Here is a 14,468-nt window from a genome sequence, read left to right as displayed (position 1 = left end):
CCGGTGCGCCTGCTCGCAGGCCGGGGCTGGCAGCGCGGGCAGAAGTGGCTCGATCGGTTCGTGAACGACACGCGGACGATCGGGCGACCGCACCGAGGACACGGCTCACCCGTGCGCCCGTAGGCGTTCAGCGAGTGTGCGAAGTACCCGGCCTGACCGTTGACGTTGACGTACTGCGCGTCGAAGCTCGTGCCCCCTTCGGCCAGGGCTTTCTCGAGCACGTGCCGGATCTCGGCGAGCAGGCGGTTCACCGCGCGCGTCGGAAGCTCCCGGGCAGGCGTGTCGGGGTGGAGCCGGGCAGCCCACAGCGACTCGTCCGCGTAGATGTTGCCGACACCGCTCAGGAGGGTCTGGTCCAGCAGGGCCCGTTTGATCGCAGTCGTGCGCGTGGCCAGCGTCGCGCGGAATCCGCTATCCGAGAACGCCGGATCGAGCGGGTCGCGCGCGATGTGCGCGACCTGGGCGGGCACGGTCGCTTCGGGCGAGCCATGACCTCCGGCCGCGCCGTCGGAGGTGGAGGTGAGGTCGTCGACGGCGAGCGAGCCGAAGGTCCGCTGGTCGGCGAAGACGACCGACAGGTCACCGTGCTCGGGATGCGCGAGGTCGAGGCGCACCCGCTCGTGGCGCTCGGGGGCGGCGCCGGTGGCGCGCAGCAGCAGCTGTCCGCTCATTCCGAGGTGACCGACCACCGCGTCACGGGCGGCCGGGCCGCCGTCGGCCGGTTCGAGCGGCAGCCACAGGAACTTCCCGCGCCGCACGGCGGCGCGGATGGTCCGCCCGGTGAGCAGCGACTCGAAGTCGACGGCGTCGCCGCGGTGCCGTGTGAGTGCGCGGTCGTCGAGCACGCTCACGCCGGTCACGATCGCGCCGGTGACGGCGGGCGCGAGTCCCGACCGGACGACCTCGACCTCGGGGAGCTCAGGCACGGCCGCTGAGGTCGCGCCACGCGTGGAGCGCCGCCGCCATCTCGGCCTGCTTCTTGCTCGTCCCCGTCCCGGCTGTCTCGATGTCGCCGACCACGACCGTGGCCGTGAAGACCCGGTCGTGATCGGGTCCCGTCGCCGTCACGGCGTACACCGGCGGCGGGAAGCCGCTGCGGGCCGCGAGTTCCTGCAGGGTCGTCTTCGGGTCGACGGCGGCGCCCACGCGCTCGGGATCCTCGAGCAGCGGGCGCACGAGTCTGAGGACGAGTGCAGCCGCGGCATCCGCCCCGGCCGACAGATAGGCGGCGCCGAAGACGGCCTCCATCGTGTCGGCGAGGATGGAGTCCTTCTCGCGACCACGCGTGAGCTCTTCGCCACGGCCGAGCAGCAGGTGCTCGCCCAGTCCGATGCCGCGGGCGATCTCGGCGAGCGCGACGGTCGAGACGACACCCGCGCGACGCTTGGCCAGGATCCCCTCGTCGAGATCGGGATACTCGCGGTACAGCTGTACCGTCACCGCCTGGCCCAGCACGGAGTCCCCGAGGAATTCCAGACGCTCGTTGTGCGGTGCGCCACCGTGCTCGTAGGCCCAGGAGCGATGCGTGAGCGCCAGCGACAGAAGCTCGGGGTCGATGTCGACTCCGAGCTTCTGCGTGAGGGTGTGCACGGTGACCGGCGTGACGCCGCCGTCCTGCACGGGTGTGACCTCGGTCACAATCCGCTGCCTGACGGGATCAGACGTCGGCGACCTTGCGGCCCTTGTACTCGAGGAACAGCTCCGTGCCCTGCGAGTCGGTGACGACCTTCGCCTGGTGCGGGCGGCTGTAGACGACCTTGCCGTTCTCGATGGTCTTGACCAGCGCGGGGGCTTCGGCCTTCCACTGCGCGCGGCGCGAGCGGGTGTTCGAACGCGAGACCTTCCGCTTCGGGGGGTTACCTGCCATGGCTAGCTCTCTTCTGTGTTCTCGACGCCGAGGCGTGGCGCTTCGTCGTCGTGGTCTGGGGTGTAGTCCTGGAGCGCGGCCCACCGCGGATCGATGGGCTCGCTGTCATGCGAACCGGTGCTTGTGGCCATCCGCTCGCCCGTGGCCGGGTCGAGGCCGGGGCAATCCGGCTGGCACACCGGCTGAAACGGAAGCGATAGGACGATCGCATCCCTGACCGCGGTTTCAAGATCCACGTGGTCGTCTTGAACCTCGAAGTCAGTTGCTTCCGAGCCAGGATACGCGAAAAGCTCCTGAATCTCGACTTCGACGGGCGCGGCGATGTCGGTGAGGCAGCGTCCGCAGACGCCGCGGTACGTGCTGTCGATCGTCGCCGAGACCAGGATGCCCTCGTGGACGGACTCCAGACGCACGTCCAGGTCGACGGGCTCGCCCGCCTCGACGGCGACGAGCCCCTCGCCCCACTTCCCTGGAGCGGGCACCTCGAGCTCGTGCTCGCGCATCTCGCCGGAGCGGTGCGCGATGTCTCTCACCGGAAGGACGAACGGACCCGTCACATGCTTTCTGACCACGATCCACCATCGTACCGGCGGACGCGGCGTCGGGGCTCAGCCCTCGTCCGCACCGGTGCTGAGGAAGCGGGCGACGGCCGGTGGCACGAAGGGCGACACGTCGCCGCCGAGCGCGGCCACCTGCCGCACCAGCGAGCTGGAGACCATCGCGTGCGCGGGATCGGGGAGGAGGAAGACGGTCTCGACGTGTGCGAGGTGGCGGTTGACGATGGCCATCGGCGTCTCGTAGGCCACGTCGACCTGCGAACGGATGCCCTTGACGAGAACCCCCGCGTCCACGTCGACGGCATAGTCGACCAGCAGCCCCATGCTCCACGACGCCACGACGACGTCCCCGTCGATGCCTTCGTCGGTGATCGACTGCTCCAGCAGGGCCAGGCGCTGCGCGATCGGCAGCATGGCCTCTTTGTCGGGATTGTGCACGACCAGCACGTGCAGCTGGTCGTAGAGCGCGGCGGCACGGCGGATGACGTCGAGGTGGCCGAGGGTCGGCGGGTCGAAGGACCCGGGGACGACGGCGATCCGGCTGTTCACGATCGCCAGCCTAGCGAAGCGGCACCGGGAGCCGGCGTCGTCTCGTCAGCTCTTCGCGAGGGCCGCGCGCTCCTGCATGCCGACGCGGCGGCTCAGCGCCGCGGCGAGCTCGGGGTGGCGGGTGAGGGCCGGGTCCTCGGCCAGCACCGCCGCGGCGGCCTCGCGCGCGCGCGCGATCACGTCGGCGTCCGTGACGACCCGCAGCAGGCGCAGCGACGACCGTGCGCCGGACTGCGCGTCTCCGAGCACATCGCCCTCGCCGCGGAGGGTGAGATCCACTTCGGCGAGCGCGAACCCGTCGAGAGTGGCGGCGACGGCGTCCACGCGATCGCGCGCGGGCGACCCCGCCGTGGACTCGGTGACCAGGAGGCACAGCCCGGGCACCCCGCCGCGCCCCACGCGTCCGCGCAGCTGGTGCAGCTGCGACACGCCGAAACGATCGGCCTCGAGGATGACCATCGTGGAGGCGTTCGGCACGTCGACCCCCACCTCGATCACCGTCGTCGCCACGAGCACGTCGATGTCGCCCCGGCCGAACGCCTGCATGACGGCGTCCTTGTGGTCGCTCGGCATCTTGCCGTGGAGGATCTCGACGCGGATGTCGGCGAACGCGGGATGGCGCTCCAGCAGCTCTCCGACCTGAACGACGCCCCACCGGGTGCGGTTCGTCGCGGCATCCTCGATCACAGGGTCTGCGGTGTCGTCTCTGCTCTGCGCCTCGGCGTCGATGGACGGGCACACCACGAACGCCTGCCGACCGACCCGGACCTCTTCGGCGATGCGATCCCACACGCGGGCGAACCATGCCGGCTTCTCGGCCAGCGGGGCCACGAAGGTCTCGATACCCGCACGTCCCGCCGGCATCGTGCGGATCGTCGACACATCAAGATCGCCGAACACCGTCATCGCCACGGTGCGAGGGATCGGCGTGGCCGTCAGCACCAGCACGTGCGGCGACGAGCCCTTCGCGCGCAGCTGCTCGCGCTGGTCGACGCCGAACCGGTGCTGCTCGTCGACGACCACCAGCCCCAGATCGGCGAAGGTGGTGCTCTCGCTCAGCAGCGCGTGCGTGCCCACCACTATGCGCGCCTGTCCGGATGCCGCGCGCAGCGCCGCCTTGCGTCTTTCGGCCGCGGGGAGCTGTCCGGTGAGCAGTGTGGGCATCATCTCGGGCGCCAGTCGCGGCCCGAGCATGCGTGCGATGGAGCGCACGTGCTGGGCGGCCAGGACCTCGGTGGGGGCGATGAGCGCGGACTGGCCGCCGCTCTCGGCGACCTGCAGCATGGCCCGAAGCGCCACGAGCGTCTTGCCGGAGCCGACCTCTCCCTGCACCAGCCGGTTCATCGGCCAGTCGCCTTCCAGATCGCGCTCGATCTGATCGCCCACCGCGACCTGATCCGGGGTGCGAGGGAAGGGAAGCGCCTCGTCGAAGCCCTCGAGCAGGGCCCCGGGGACGCGTCGGGTCGCGGACAGGGCGCGGACGAAGGCCCGCTGCTGCAGGAGAGCGGTCTGGAGCAGGAACGCCTCGTGCATCCTCAGGGTCTCGCGCGCCGGCTCGATCTGGTCGACGGTCTCGGGGCGATGGACACGTTCGACCGCCGTCCGCGCGTCCAGCAGCCCCTCGGCGGAGCGCACCGCGTCCGGGAGCGGATCAGGCACCCCGCCGAGTCCGTCGAGGACGAGGTCGACGATCTTCGCGACCTGCCAGCTCGCGACCGTCGAGGTCGCGGGGTAGATGGGGATGGGGACCGTGGCGTACGAATGCGCGTTGACCTGGGCCTCGAGCTCGTCGTCGAAGAGCTCGTAGTCGGGGTGGGCGAGCTGGATCGCGCCGCGGTACTCCCCCACCTTGCCGGCGAAGATCCCGCGCCGGCCGGGCCGCAGCTCTTTCATCCGCCACGACTGGTTGAAGAAGGTCAGCGACAGCTCGCCGTTGCCGTCGCCGATCACGACCTCGAGGAGCGAGCCCTTCCGATTCTGCATGCGGCGCTCGTTGACCCGGCGCACGTCGGCGACGATCGTGACGGACTCGCCCACCGGCAGGGAGGCGATGGGGGTGAGCTCCCCGCGACGCGCATAGCGCCGGGGATAGTGGGTGAGCAGATCGCCCACCGTCCGCATCCCGAAGGCCCGCTCGAGGGCGGATGCCGTCTTGCCGCCGACCGCGCCGTCCAGGCGGGAGTCGAGGGAGAAGGACGCCATGACGAAGAGTCTAGGCATCCGCTCCGACAGCGTCGCACGCGCGCGACGGGCCGGATCCGACATAGCGTAGGTGCGTGATCCGCTCTCTCGTCGCCCGCGTCTTCTGGGCTCTCAGCCGCTGGCGGCTCGCCACGACCCCTGCCCCGACCAGGCCCACCGTGCTCATCGGCGCCCCTCACACCTCGAACTGGGACTTCGTCCTCATGCTCGCCATCGCATGGCGACTGAGGATCGACGTCCGCTGGCTGGGCAAGGAGAGTCTGTTCCGCAGCTGGCGCGGGCCGATCATGCGCGCGCTCGGCGGCATCCCGGTGGATCGCCGCAATCCGCAGCGGGTCGTCGCCGACGTCGTCGGCCGCATCCGCGCCGGCGAGGTGTTCGGGCTCGTCGTCACTCCGGAGGGGACCCGCGGGAAGGGCGTGGACTCGTTCTGGAAGTCCGGGTTCTATCGCATCGCGCGCGACACCGGCATGCCGGTGACGCTGGGGTACGTCGATCGCACCACGATGACCACCGGTCTCGGGATCACCCTGGAGCTCACCGGGGACGTCGCTGCGGACATGGACCGCGTCCGCGCGTTCTACGCCGACAAGGCGGGGCTGCGTCCCCACCTGCGCACCGAGCCCCGGCTGCGCGACGAGACCGGGCACGGCACCGGCGCGCCGGTATCGTGAGCATGTGACGCGCATCATCTCGGGAGCGGCCGGTTCGCTCACCCTGGAGGTTCCGGGCACCGGGACGCGCCCGACGAGCGACCGCGTGCGCGAGTCCCTGTTCGGAGCGCTCGAATCCGCCGATGCGCTCGCGGACGCACGCGTGCTCGACCTGTACGCCGGATCAGGTGCGCTGGGGCTGGAGGCGCTCAGCCGTGGTGCGGCGACGGCGGACCTCGTCGAGAAGGCGCCACGCGCGGCATCCGTCCTCCAGCGCAACGCGCGCAAGGTGGCCACCGCATCGGGATCCTCCGCGGCCGTGCGCGTGCATCGCACCACCGCGGACGCCTTCCTGCGGCTCGCCGGCACCGCGTTCGACCTGGTCTTCCTCGACCCGCCCTACGACCTCGGCGAGGCGGAGCTCACCGCGACGCTCGAGCTGCTGAGGCCGCGCGTGGATGCCGGCGCGACCGTCGTGGTCGAGCGCGCCGCGCGCTCCCCCGAACCCGCCCTCCCGGCAGGCCTCGTCCACGTCCGACACAAGCGCTACGGCGACACGACGCTGTGGTGGCTCGCTCCGGCGTAGGGGTCATCCCCGCTCGGCATCCCAATCCCGGTACGGGTCCCAGCCGGTCCGCCCGTCGAGGGCCGACCCGTCGACCAGGAGCGGCGCGGCACTGCGCACGGTGACCACGCCGATCCGGCGGAAACCGTCGGGAAGCCCGACGTCGGCGGGGAACGTCGCCAGCAGCGCGTGGTCCTCACCGCCGGCCAGCGCGCGTGCGGGATCCGAACCCAGGTGCTCCGAGGCCAGCGCGAGGCTGACTCCGGACGCGTCCGCCAGACGTGTGGCATCCAGCGCGAGGCCGTCCGACACGTCCATCATCGCCGTCGCCCCGCGCTGCGCCGCCTTTGCGCCACTGGCGATCGGAGGATGCGGTCGCAGCTGAGCGTCGATCGCAGCGGCGTCCGCCCCGGCGCGGGCGGGATCGAAGCGGACCGGGTGACCCCCGGCATCCGTGAATCGCGCGAAGAGCGCGGCGAGTCCGGCCGCGGCAGATCCCGTCTCACCCGCGATGGCGACGATGTCACCGGGTCGTGCACCCGTGCGGAGGACCGGCTCACGACCGTCGAGCGAACCAAGGGCCGTCACCGCGATCGTCAGGGTGTCGGACACCGTGAGGTCTCCACCCTCGACGGCGCATCCCGGTGAGAGTCGGGCGCAGGCCTGGCGCAACCCGTCCGCGAACTCCGCGACCCACGACAGGCGGGTGTCCTCGGGAAGGGCGAGAGCGACCAGGAGGGCGGTGGGCCGGGCGCCCATCGCTGCCACGTCGGCGAGGTTGACCGCGGCCGACTTCCATCCGAGGTCGAAGGCACGCGACCACGACAGGCGGAAGTCCGGCCCGTGCACCAGGGTGTCGGTGGTGGCCACCACGCGGCCGTCCGGTGCCGCGATGACGGCCGCGTCGTCCCCCGGGCCGACGAGCGCGGAGGAGGGTCCGAGCCGCCCCAGGACCGTGCGCAGCACGTCCCCCTCGGACAGGTCGCGGACGGTCGGGTCGGTCGCGGTCATCCCTCCACGGTAGTGCGGCCGGACGGTGCCGACGGGAGGGTTAGCCTGGAACGGTGCCCCGCCCTGCTCGCCTGCCCGTCCTCGTCGTCGTCGCAGCGCTCACGGCCGGCCTGGCCTCGTGCAGCTCCAGCGTCGCGATGGAGCCGGCTGATGCCGCCGACGACCCCGCGTGCGCGGACGTGACCGTCCGCCTCCCCGCCGACGTCGACGGGCAGCCCCGCCGCTGGACCGACGCTCAGGCGACCGGCGCATGGGGGGACCCCGCCGCGGTCCTGCTGACGTGCGGCATCGCCCCGCCCGGCCCGACGACCGACCGGTGCATCACCATCGGCGGCGTGGACTGGCTCGTCGACGAGTCCGAGTCCCCCCGCTTCCGGCTGACGACCTACGGCCGGACCCCCGCCGTCGAGGTGTACCTCGACAACGAGGTCGTCTCGCCCAACGAGGTGCTCGACGCCGTCAGCATCGCGGTGGGCACCCTGCCGCAGACCGGTGCCTGCACCGATCCCGAGGGGCTCGAGCCCGACGCCTAGGCGGCCGCGCGCTCGAGTGCGGTGTCGATGAGGTCCGAGATGAGCTCGGGGTAGGTCATGCCGGATGCGATCCAGCAGGTCGGGAACATCGAGATGGGCGTGAAGCCCGGCATCGTGTTGACCTCGTTGACGTAGAACTGCGCACCGGTGAAGAAGAAGTCCACGCGCGCGAGCCCCTCGCCGCCGACGGCTTCGAAGGCTCGCGCGGCGATCCGCTGCATCTCGGCCAGCTCACCGTCGTGCAGGTCCGCGGGGCACACCAGATCGATGCCGGGCGCGCCGAGGTACTTGGCCTCGAAGTCGTAGAAGTCCCGGCCCGAGATGACGATCTCGCCGGCGACGCTGACGCGCGGATGCTGCCCGCCGCGGCCTTGCAGCACGCCGCACTCGAGCTCTCGACCCGTGATCGACTCCTCGATGAGGACGGTCCCGTCTTCGTCGAAGGCGGTGTCGAGCGCCGCTTCGAGCTCGGACCACTCCGTGACCTTCGAGACGCCGACGCTGGAGCCCGCGCGCGCGGGCTTGACGAACACCGGGAGGCCGAGGGAGCGCACGCGCCCCTCCCAGAGCGTGCGGTCCCGATCCCGGGCCGCCCGCGTCAGGGTCACCCAGGGGACGACCGGCACGCCGGCGGCCTTGAGGATGCTCTTGGTGGTGTGCTTGTCCATCCCGATCGCCGACATCAGGACCCCGGCACCGGCGTACGGGATGTCGAGGAGTTCGAGGAGGCCCTGGATCGTGCCGTCTTCGCCGAAACGCCCGTGGAGGATGGGGAGGACCACGTCGACCTCACCGAGGGACCGCTCTCCGGTCTCGTCCACGACGGTCAGCTCGCGAGAGCGTGCGGAATCGGGCCAGCGCACGCGGGTGCCGTTGTCGACGACCTCGGGAAGACGTTCGGGGTCGAGCGCGAACTTGTCGGGATCGTCGTCTTCGAGGACGTACGCGCCGTCGCGGGTGATGCCGATCGGGATCACCCGGAAGCGCTCACGGTCGATCGCCCGAAGGACCCCTCCCGCCGTTGCGGAACTGATCGAGTGCTCGCTGGAGCGACCGCCAAAGAGCACCGCCACCGCCGGCCTGTCCATTCTGCGTCCTCTCCCCCTGGGGGGTGTCGTCGTCTGTCGTGAGGTGCGGCGCGATGTCCCGAGGGTCCATCGTGCCGTCCAGCACCATCTTCACCTGCTCCACGATCGGCATCTCCACACCGACCTCGCGGGCCAGCTGAAGGACGGGCGCGACCGACGCGAGTCCTTCCGCCGTCTGCTGCATCTGCTTCACGACGTCCTGGAAGTCGTAGCCCTGTCCCAGCAGGCGCCCCGCGGTGTTGTTGCGGCTGAGCGGAGACTGGCACGTGGCGATCAGATCGCCGAGTCCGGCCAGGCCCTGCAGCGTCTCGGGATGAGCGCCCTGCGCCACCGCGAAGTCGGTCATCTCGACCAGCCCGCGCGTGATGATGGAGGCCTTCGTGTTCTCGCCGTACCCCACCCCGTCCACGATGCCGATGGCCACGGCGATGAGGTTCTTCAGTACGCCGCCGAACTCGGTGCCGATGACGTCGGTGTTGACGAACGAGCGGAAATAGCGGTTGCGCGCCCGTCGCGCGACGGCGTCGGCGGTCTCCTGGCTCGTGGAGGAGATCACCGCCGCGGTCGGCTGCTCCCGGGCGATCTCGAGGGCGAGATTGGGGCCCGAGGCGACGGCGATGCGCGATGGGTCGCAGTGCAGTTCCTGCTCGATCACCTGGCTCATGCGCAGCCCCGTGCGGCGCTCGACGCCCTTCATGAGCGAGACGATGGGCGCGTCGGAGTCGGCGACCAGGGCGCGGACGGCCTTGAGGTTCTCGCGCAGCGCCTGGCTGGGCACCGACAGGTAGACCTGCTCGGCACCCGCGAGCGCCTCCGCGAGGTGGTGGGTCGCCGACATCTCGCGCGGCAGATTGATGCCGGGCAGATATCCGCTGTTGCGCTTGGCCTCGTTGATCTCGTGCGCGAGCTCGGGCCGGCGCGCCCACATCGTGACGTTCGCCCCGCCGTCGGCGAGGATCTTGCCGAAGGTCGTCCCCCAGCTGCCCGCTCCGATCACGGCGACGCGAGGACGGGCCGCCTCCGACCGCTGCGCTTCGGATCTACGACTCAAGGCGACCGGTCTCCCTCTGTCCGTGGTCGGACGGATTCCACCGTGCGGGGGGCGCGGGCGTACCGCGCAGATGCGACAGCAAGCCGGCGATGTCCGCCATGACGACGTCCGTCGCGGCCACCAGCTGCGCGCTCTGGGTCGGCTCGCCCGCGAATCGGCCGAGGTCCACGGGATCGCCGAAGACCACCTTGACCGGCCGCCGCAGCGGCCACAGCCGCAGCTTGCCGTACCGGGGAAGGATCTGCTGCGCACCCCAGTGAGCCATCGGGATCACCGGGATGCCTCCGGCCAGAGCCAGGCGAACGGCGCCGGTCTTCCCCCGCATGGGCCACAGGTCGGGCTCGCGCGTGAGGGACCCCTCCGGATAGACGATCACACCGCGGCCGTCGGCCACGAGGGCGCGCGAGAGCTCGAGGGTCTGCCGCGCCGAGGACGCCGACGACGACCGTGCCACCGGCACCATCCCGGTGCCGCGGAGGATCCACCCGAGGACCGGTACACGGAACAGGCTCTCCTTCGCCATGAACCGGGGGGCGCGGCCCGCCTTCCACACGGCCAGCGCCACCACGAGGGGGTCGGCTTCGGAGTAGTGGTTCGGGGCGAGGACGTAGGCGCCTTCGCGAGGGAGCTTGTCCGCCCCTTCGATCTCGAGCTTGAACAGCAGCGAGATGAGCGGGGCGACGACGGCGGCGACCGGCCAGAAGAAGCTCGGACGGCTCTTCTCGCGGGACGCCCGCGGCATGCGGGACGCGGTGCCCATGCGTCAGCCGATGACGTCGAAGTCGGCGCCCAGTGCGGCGAGCTTGGTGAAGAACTTCTCGTACCCGCGCCGGATGATGCCGACGTTGCGAACGATCGACTCCCCCTCGGCCGCCAGCGCGGCGATGACGTAGCTGTACCCGCCGCGGAGGTCGGGCACCTCGACGTCCGCGCCGTGGAGCGGGGTGGGTCCGTTGATCACGGCCGCCTGCTCCAGTGCCCGTCGGGGGACCCTGCGGTCGGTGCTGGCGATGCCGTCGGGGTGCACGACGATGTCGGCACCCATCTGCACGAGCGCCTCGGTGAAGCCCAGGCGGTTCTCGTACACCGTCTCGTGGACGATCGAGCGCCCCTCGGCCTGCGTGAGGGCGACGATGAGCGGCTGCTGCCAATCGGTCATGAAGCCGGGGTGCACGTCCGTCTCGACGACCACGGGCTTGAGCGCGCCGTCCCTGCGGAACTGGATGCCGTCCTCGCGCACGTCGAACCAGCCGCCCGCCTTGCGGAAGACGTTGAGGAACGTGAGCATCTCCTGCTGGCGGGCGCCGCCGACGAAGATGTCGCCGTCGGTGGCGAGGGCGGCGCAGGCCCACGAGGCCGCCTCGTTCCGGTCGAAGATGCAGCGGTGGTCGTAGCCGCGGAGGGTGTCGACCCCCTCGATGAGGATGACGCGGTTCGGCTCGTAGGAGATGATCGCGCCCATCTTCTGCAGCACCGCGATCAGGTCCATGATCTCGGGCTCGATGGCGGCGTTGCGCAGCTCGGTCACCCCGCGCGCCTTCACGGCGGTCAGCAGCACCTGCTCGGTGGCGCCCACGCTCGGGTACGGCAGCTCGATCTTCGCGCCGGTCAGGCCGTCCGGAGCCGTGATGCGGATGCCCTCGTAGCTCTTGTCCACGATCGCACCGAACGCGCGGAGCGCGTCCATGTGGAAGTTGATCGGGCGGTCGCCGATGCGGCATCCGCCGAGGTCGGGGATGAGTGCTTCGCCGAGGAGATGCAGCAGCGGCCCGCAGAAGAGGATCGGGATGCGCGATGCACCGGCGTGCGCGTCGATCTCCTCGAAGTGCGCCGAGACGGCGCCGCTCGGGTCGAACACCATGCTGCCGGGCTCGTCGCCGTCGGTGACGACGACGCCGTGAACCTCGAGAAGGGAGCGCACGACCTGCACATCGCTGATGTCGGGAACGTCCCGCAGCGTGCTCGAGGTTTCGCCGAGGAGCGCGGCGACCATGGCCTTGGTCGCGAGATTCTTCGCGCCCTTGACCTCGACGCGGCCGGTGAGGGGTCGCCCTCCTCGGATCCGGAGCGTCTCGCCGGACACTTCCCTCTCCTCCGCCATAGCGGCGTCGTCAACGCTGAGAAGCGACTTCATCCGGTGGACCTCACTTGTGTCATCGAGGGTGGCTTGGGGGTGCGGGGTGACCGTGGTGCGGTCTTGCACCTGGCTTAGCGGACGGGGAGCGTCCTGGGCCGCCATGCCTCGCGGCGAGCCTCGAACTGCACGATCTCGTCTTCGTTGCGCAGCGTGAGCCCGATGTCGTCGAGCCCTTCGAGAAGCCGCCACCTAGTGTAATCGTCGATCTCGAAGCCGACCTGGACGTCGCCCGCACGGGCGGTTCGGGCTTCCAGGTCGACCGTCATCCGGATGCCGGGATCGGCGTCGATCGCGGACCAGATGCGCTCCAGATCCTCCTCGGAGATGACGCCGGTGACAAGTCCCTGCTTGCCGGCGTTGCCACGGAAGATGTCGGCGAACTTCGGGCTGAGCACGACGGAGAAGCCGAAGTCGCGCAGCGCCCACACCGCGTGCTCGCGGCTGGAGCCGGTCCCGAAGTCCGCGCCGGCCACGAGGATGCTGGCGCCGGCGAACGCGGGCTGGTTCAGGACGAACTCGGGGTCCTGGCGCCAGTTGGCGAAGAGGGCGTCTTCGAAGCCCGTCTTGGTCACGCGCTTCAGGTAGACGGCGGGGATGATCTGGTCGGTGTCGACCGCCGAGCGCTTCAGCGGTGCGACGACCCCGGTGTGCGTGGTGAACTTCTCCATGTCAGACCTCCACTCCGGTCGGCGCCGGCAGATCCGCGGGACTCGACAGCGTGCCGCGCACCGCGGTGGCGGCCGCCACCAGCGGAGACACCAGGTGGGTGCGTCCGCCCTTGCCCTGCCGCCCCTCGAAGTTGCGGTTCGACGTCGACGCGCAGCGTTCCCCGGGCGCGAGCTGGTCGGGGTTCATGCCCAGGCACATCGAGCAGCCGGCGAAGCGCCACTCGGCGCCGAAGTCCGTGAAGACCTTGTCGAGCCCCTCGGCCTCGGCTTCCAGACGGACCCGCGCCGATCCGGGAACGACCATCACCCGCACGCCGTCGGCCTTCTTGCGCCCCTTGATCACCGACGCGAAGGCGCGGAGATCCTCGATGCGGGAGTTGGTGCACGAGCCCATGAAGACCGCGTCGACCGGGATGTCCTTCATGGGCGTTCCGGCCCGCAGATCCATGTACTCGAGCGCGCGTTCGGCCGCTGCCCGCTCGTTCGGGTCGGCGATCGCAGCCGGGTCGGGAACGGAGTCGCTGAGCGACACGCCCTGCCCGGGGTTGGTGCCCCACGTCACGAAGGGCTCGAGCTCGTCGGCGTCGAGGTACACCTCGGCGTCGTACACGGCGCCCTCGTCGGACGGGAGGGTCCGCCAGTACGCGACCGCGTCCTCCCAGTCCTGCCCCTCGGGCGCGTGCGGCCGGCCCTTCAGATAGGCGAAGGTCGTCTCGTCCGGAGCCACCATCCCCGCCCGCGCGCCGGCCTCGATCGACATGTTGCAGATCGTCATGCGACCCTCCATCGACAGCGCGCGGATGGCGCTGCCGCGGAACTCCAGGACGTAGCCCTGGCCGCCGTTCGTGCCGATCTTGGCGATCACGGCGAGGATGATGTCCTTCGCGGTGACGCCGGGACGGAGCGCGCCCTCGACGGTGATGGCCATCGTCTTGAAGGGCTTGAGCGGCAGCGTCTGCGTGGCCAGCACGTGCTCGACCTCGCTGGTGCCGATTCCGAACGCCATCGCGCCGAAAGCACCGTGCGTCGAGGTGTGGGAGTCGCCGCAGACGACGGTGATGCCCGGCATCGTGAGTCCGAGCTGCGGACCCACGACGTGGACGATCCCCTGCTCCTTGTCGCCGAGGGAGTGCAGCCGCACACCGAACTCCGCGGCGTTGCGGCGCAGCGTCTCGATCTGCGTACGACTGGTCAGATCGGCGATCGGCTTGTCGATGTCGAGGGTCGGGGTGTTGTGGTCCTCGGTGGCGATGGTGAGGTCGAGACGGCGGACCGGACGGCCCTCGGCTCGGAGGCCGTCGAAGGCCTGGGGGCTGGTGACCTCGTGCACGAGGTGCAGATCGATGTAGATCAGGTCGGGCTGCCCGCCCTCGCCCTTGACGACGAGGTGGTCGTCCCAGACCTTCTCGGCCAGAGTGCGAGGGTGATCGGGGATCGCTCGCGCGTCGGGTGTGATGCTCATGTCAGTCGTTCTCCTCGGATGGAGACCCTCTCGACGGGAGGGTGCCCAGAAGTGGTGGGCCCGCGACGAACTCCGCGACGAGTGAGGCCTGGGAACTAGGACTCGTCGCGGCCGCTAAGGAGGAG

The 14,468-nt window shown here is 70.7% G+C and carries 16 protein-coding genes; 3 read left to right on the top strand and 13 right to left on the bottom strand.

Annotation, left to right across the window (positions count from 1 at the left end):
* The 6 genes from mutM to Q9S36_RS39840 form a co-directional block, all read right to left on the bottom strand.
* Positions 1-926: bifunctional DNA-formamidopyrimidine glycosylase/DNA-(apurinic or apyrimidinic site) lyase (gene mutM, locus Q9S36_RS39865; protein WP_311290284.1), on the bottom strand; the 926-nt coding region annotated here is incomplete at its 3' end.
* Positions 919-1,638: a ribonuclease III gene (gene rnc / locus Q9S36_RS39860; protein ID WP_396653935.1), complete on the bottom strand. Its 720-nt coding sequence runs from the start codon at positions 1,636-1,638 to the stop codon at positions 919-921. The genes mutM and rnc, both read right to left, overlap by 8 nt.
* Positions 1,639-1,657: 19 nt before the next feature.
* Positions 1,658-1,867, bottom strand: a complete 210-nt coding sequence (gene rpmF, locus Q9S36_RS39855; RefSeq protein ID WP_013586329.1) for a 50S ribosomal protein L32 — start codon at positions 1,865-1,867, stop codon at positions 1,658-1,660.
* A 2-nt stretch (positions 1,868-1,869) separates the two neighbouring features.
* The gene (locus Q9S36_RS39850; RefSeq protein ID WP_311290285.1) at positions 1,870-2,424 is read right to left on the bottom strand and encodes a YceD family protein; all 555 of its coding nucleotides are present in this window, start codon (positions 2,422-2,424) and stop codon (positions 1,870-1,872) included.
* A 51-nt stretch (positions 2,425-2,475) separates the two neighbouring features.
* Entirely contained in the window at positions 2,476-2,973 is a 498-nt protein-coding gene (gene coaD, locus Q9S36_RS39845) for a pantetheine-phosphate adenylyltransferase (RefSeq protein WP_251450042.1), read from the bottom strand.
* A 45-nt stretch (positions 2,974-3,018) separates the two neighbouring features.
* The gene (locus Q9S36_RS39840) at positions 3,019-5,175 is read right to left on the bottom strand and encodes an ATP-dependent DNA helicase RecG (RefSeq protein WP_311290283.1); all 2,157 of its coding nucleotides are present in this window, start codon (positions 5,173-5,175) and stop codon (positions 3,019-3,021) included.
* Positions 5,176-5,249: 74 nt separating this feature from the next.
* Between Q9S36_RS39840 and Q9S36_RS39835 the strand changes: the two genes are divergently transcribed.
* Together Q9S36_RS39835 and rsmD are read left to right on the top strand one after the other, a co-directional pair.
* Complete coding sequence (locus Q9S36_RS39835) at positions 5,250-5,849, top strand: 1-acyl-sn-glycerol-3-phosphate acyltransferase (RefSeq protein ID WP_311290282.1); 600 nt, start codon at positions 5,250-5,252, stop codon at positions 5,847-5,849.
* A 4-nt stretch (positions 5,850-5,853) separates the two neighbouring features.
* The gene (gene rsmD / locus Q9S36_RS39830) at positions 5,854-6,414 is read left to right on the top strand and encodes a 16S rRNA (guanine(966)-N(2))-methyltransferase RsmD (protein WP_311290281.1); all 561 of its coding nucleotides are present in this window, start codon (positions 5,854-5,856) and stop codon (positions 6,412-6,414) included.
* A gap of 3 nt (positions 6,415-6,417) precedes the next feature.
* Here the strand turns inward: rsmD and thiL are convergent, their stop codons facing one another.
* A complete protein-coding gene (gene thiL / locus Q9S36_RS39825) occupies positions 6,418-7,404 on the bottom strand; it encodes a thiamine-phosphate kinase (RefSeq protein WP_311290280.1) in 987 nt (328 codons plus the stop codon).
* Between the two features lie 53 nt (positions 7,405-7,457).
* On the opposite strand from thiL, the gene Q9S36_RS39820 reads away from it, so the two are divergent.
* On the top strand, positions 7,458-7,937 hold the full coding sequence (locus Q9S36_RS39820; RefSeq protein ID WP_251450050.1) for a DUF3515 family protein: 480 nt from the start codon (positions 7,458-7,460) through the stop codon (positions 7,935-7,937).
* Here Q9S36_RS39820 and Q9S36_RS39815 read toward each other — a convergent pair.
* From Q9S36_RS39815 to leuC, 6 genes are all read right to left on the bottom strand, one after another.
* Complete coding sequence (locus tag Q9S36_RS39815; protein WP_311290279.1) at positions 7,934-9,025, bottom strand: D-alanine--D-alanine ligase family protein; 1,092 nt, start codon at positions 9,023-9,025, stop codon at positions 7,934-7,936. The two genes, Q9S36_RS39820 and Q9S36_RS39815, sit on opposite strands and share 4 nt — an antisense overlap.
* Positions 8,925-10,076: an NAD(P)H-dependent glycerol-3-phosphate dehydrogenase gene (locus tag Q9S36_RS39810; RefSeq protein ID WP_311290278.1), complete on the bottom strand. Its 1,152-nt coding sequence runs from the start codon at positions 10,074-10,076 to the stop codon at positions 8,925-8,927. The genes Q9S36_RS39815 and Q9S36_RS39810 overlap by 101 nt, the downstream gene beginning before the upstream one ends.
* The gene (locus Q9S36_RS39805; protein WP_311290277.1) at positions 10,066-10,836 is read right to left on the bottom strand and encodes a lysophospholipid acyltransferase family protein; all 771 of its coding nucleotides are present in this window, start codon (positions 10,834-10,836) and stop codon (positions 10,066-10,068) included. The genes Q9S36_RS39810 and Q9S36_RS39805 overlap by 11 nt, the downstream gene beginning before the upstream one ends.
* A 3-nt stretch (positions 10,837-10,839) precedes the next feature.
* The gene (gene murA / locus Q9S36_RS39800) at positions 10,840-12,210 is read right to left on the bottom strand and encodes a UDP-N-acetylglucosamine 1-carboxyvinyltransferase (protein WP_311290276.1); all 1,371 of its coding nucleotides are present in this window, start codon (positions 12,208-12,210) and stop codon (positions 10,840-10,842) included.
* 74 nt (positions 12,211-12,284) lie between these two features.
* Complete coding sequence (leuD, locus tag Q9S36_RS39795; protein WP_311290275.1) at positions 12,285-12,881, bottom strand: 3-isopropylmalate dehydratase small subunit; 597 nt, start codon at positions 12,879-12,881, stop codon at positions 12,285-12,287.
* 1 nt (position 12,882) lies between these two features.
* A complete protein-coding gene (leuC, locus tag Q9S36_RS39790; protein ID WP_311290274.1) occupies positions 12,883-14,343 on the bottom strand; it encodes a 3-isopropylmalate dehydratase large subunit in 1,461 nt (486 codons plus the stop codon).
* Positions 14,344-14,468: the final 125 nt, after the last annotated feature.

This window comes from Microbacterium sp. ARD31 (assembly GCF_031844425.1).
This window is presented reverse-complemented; position numbering and strand designations above follow the sequence as displayed.

Bases quoted from the DNA above. Each gene is read 5' to 3' on its own strand.
- rpmF (WP_013586329.1), bottom strand. From the start codon at position 1,867: ATGGCAGGTAACCCCCCGAAGCGGAAGGTCTCGCGTTCGAACACCCGC.
- Q9S36_RS39840 (WP_311290283.1), bottom strand. From the start codon at position 5,175: ATGGCGTCCTTCTCCCTCGACTCCCGCCTGGACGGCGCGGTCGGCGGC.
- thiL (WP_311290280.1), bottom strand. From the start codon at position 7,404: ATGACCGCGACCGACCCGACCGTCCGCGACCTGTCCGAGGGGGACGTG.
- Q9S36_RS39815 (WP_311290279.1), bottom strand. From the start codon at position 9,025: ATGGACAGGCCGGCGGTGGCGGTGCTCTTTGGCGGTCGCTCCAGCGAG.
- Q9S36_RS39805 (WP_311290277.1), bottom strand. From the start codon at position 10,836: ATGGGCACCGCGTCCCGCATGCCGCGGGCGTCCCGCGAGAAGAGCCGT.
- murA (WP_311290276.1), bottom strand. From the start codon at position 12,210: ATGAAGTCGCTTCTCAGCGTTGACGACGCCGCTATGGCGGAGGAGAGG.
- leuD (WP_311290275.1), bottom strand. From the start codon at position 12,881: ATGGAGAAGTTCACCACGCACACCGGGGTCGTCGCACCGCTGAAGCGC.
- leuC (WP_311290274.1), bottom strand. From the start codon at position 14,343: ATGAGCATCACACCCGACGCGCGAGCGATCCCCGATCACCCTCGCACT.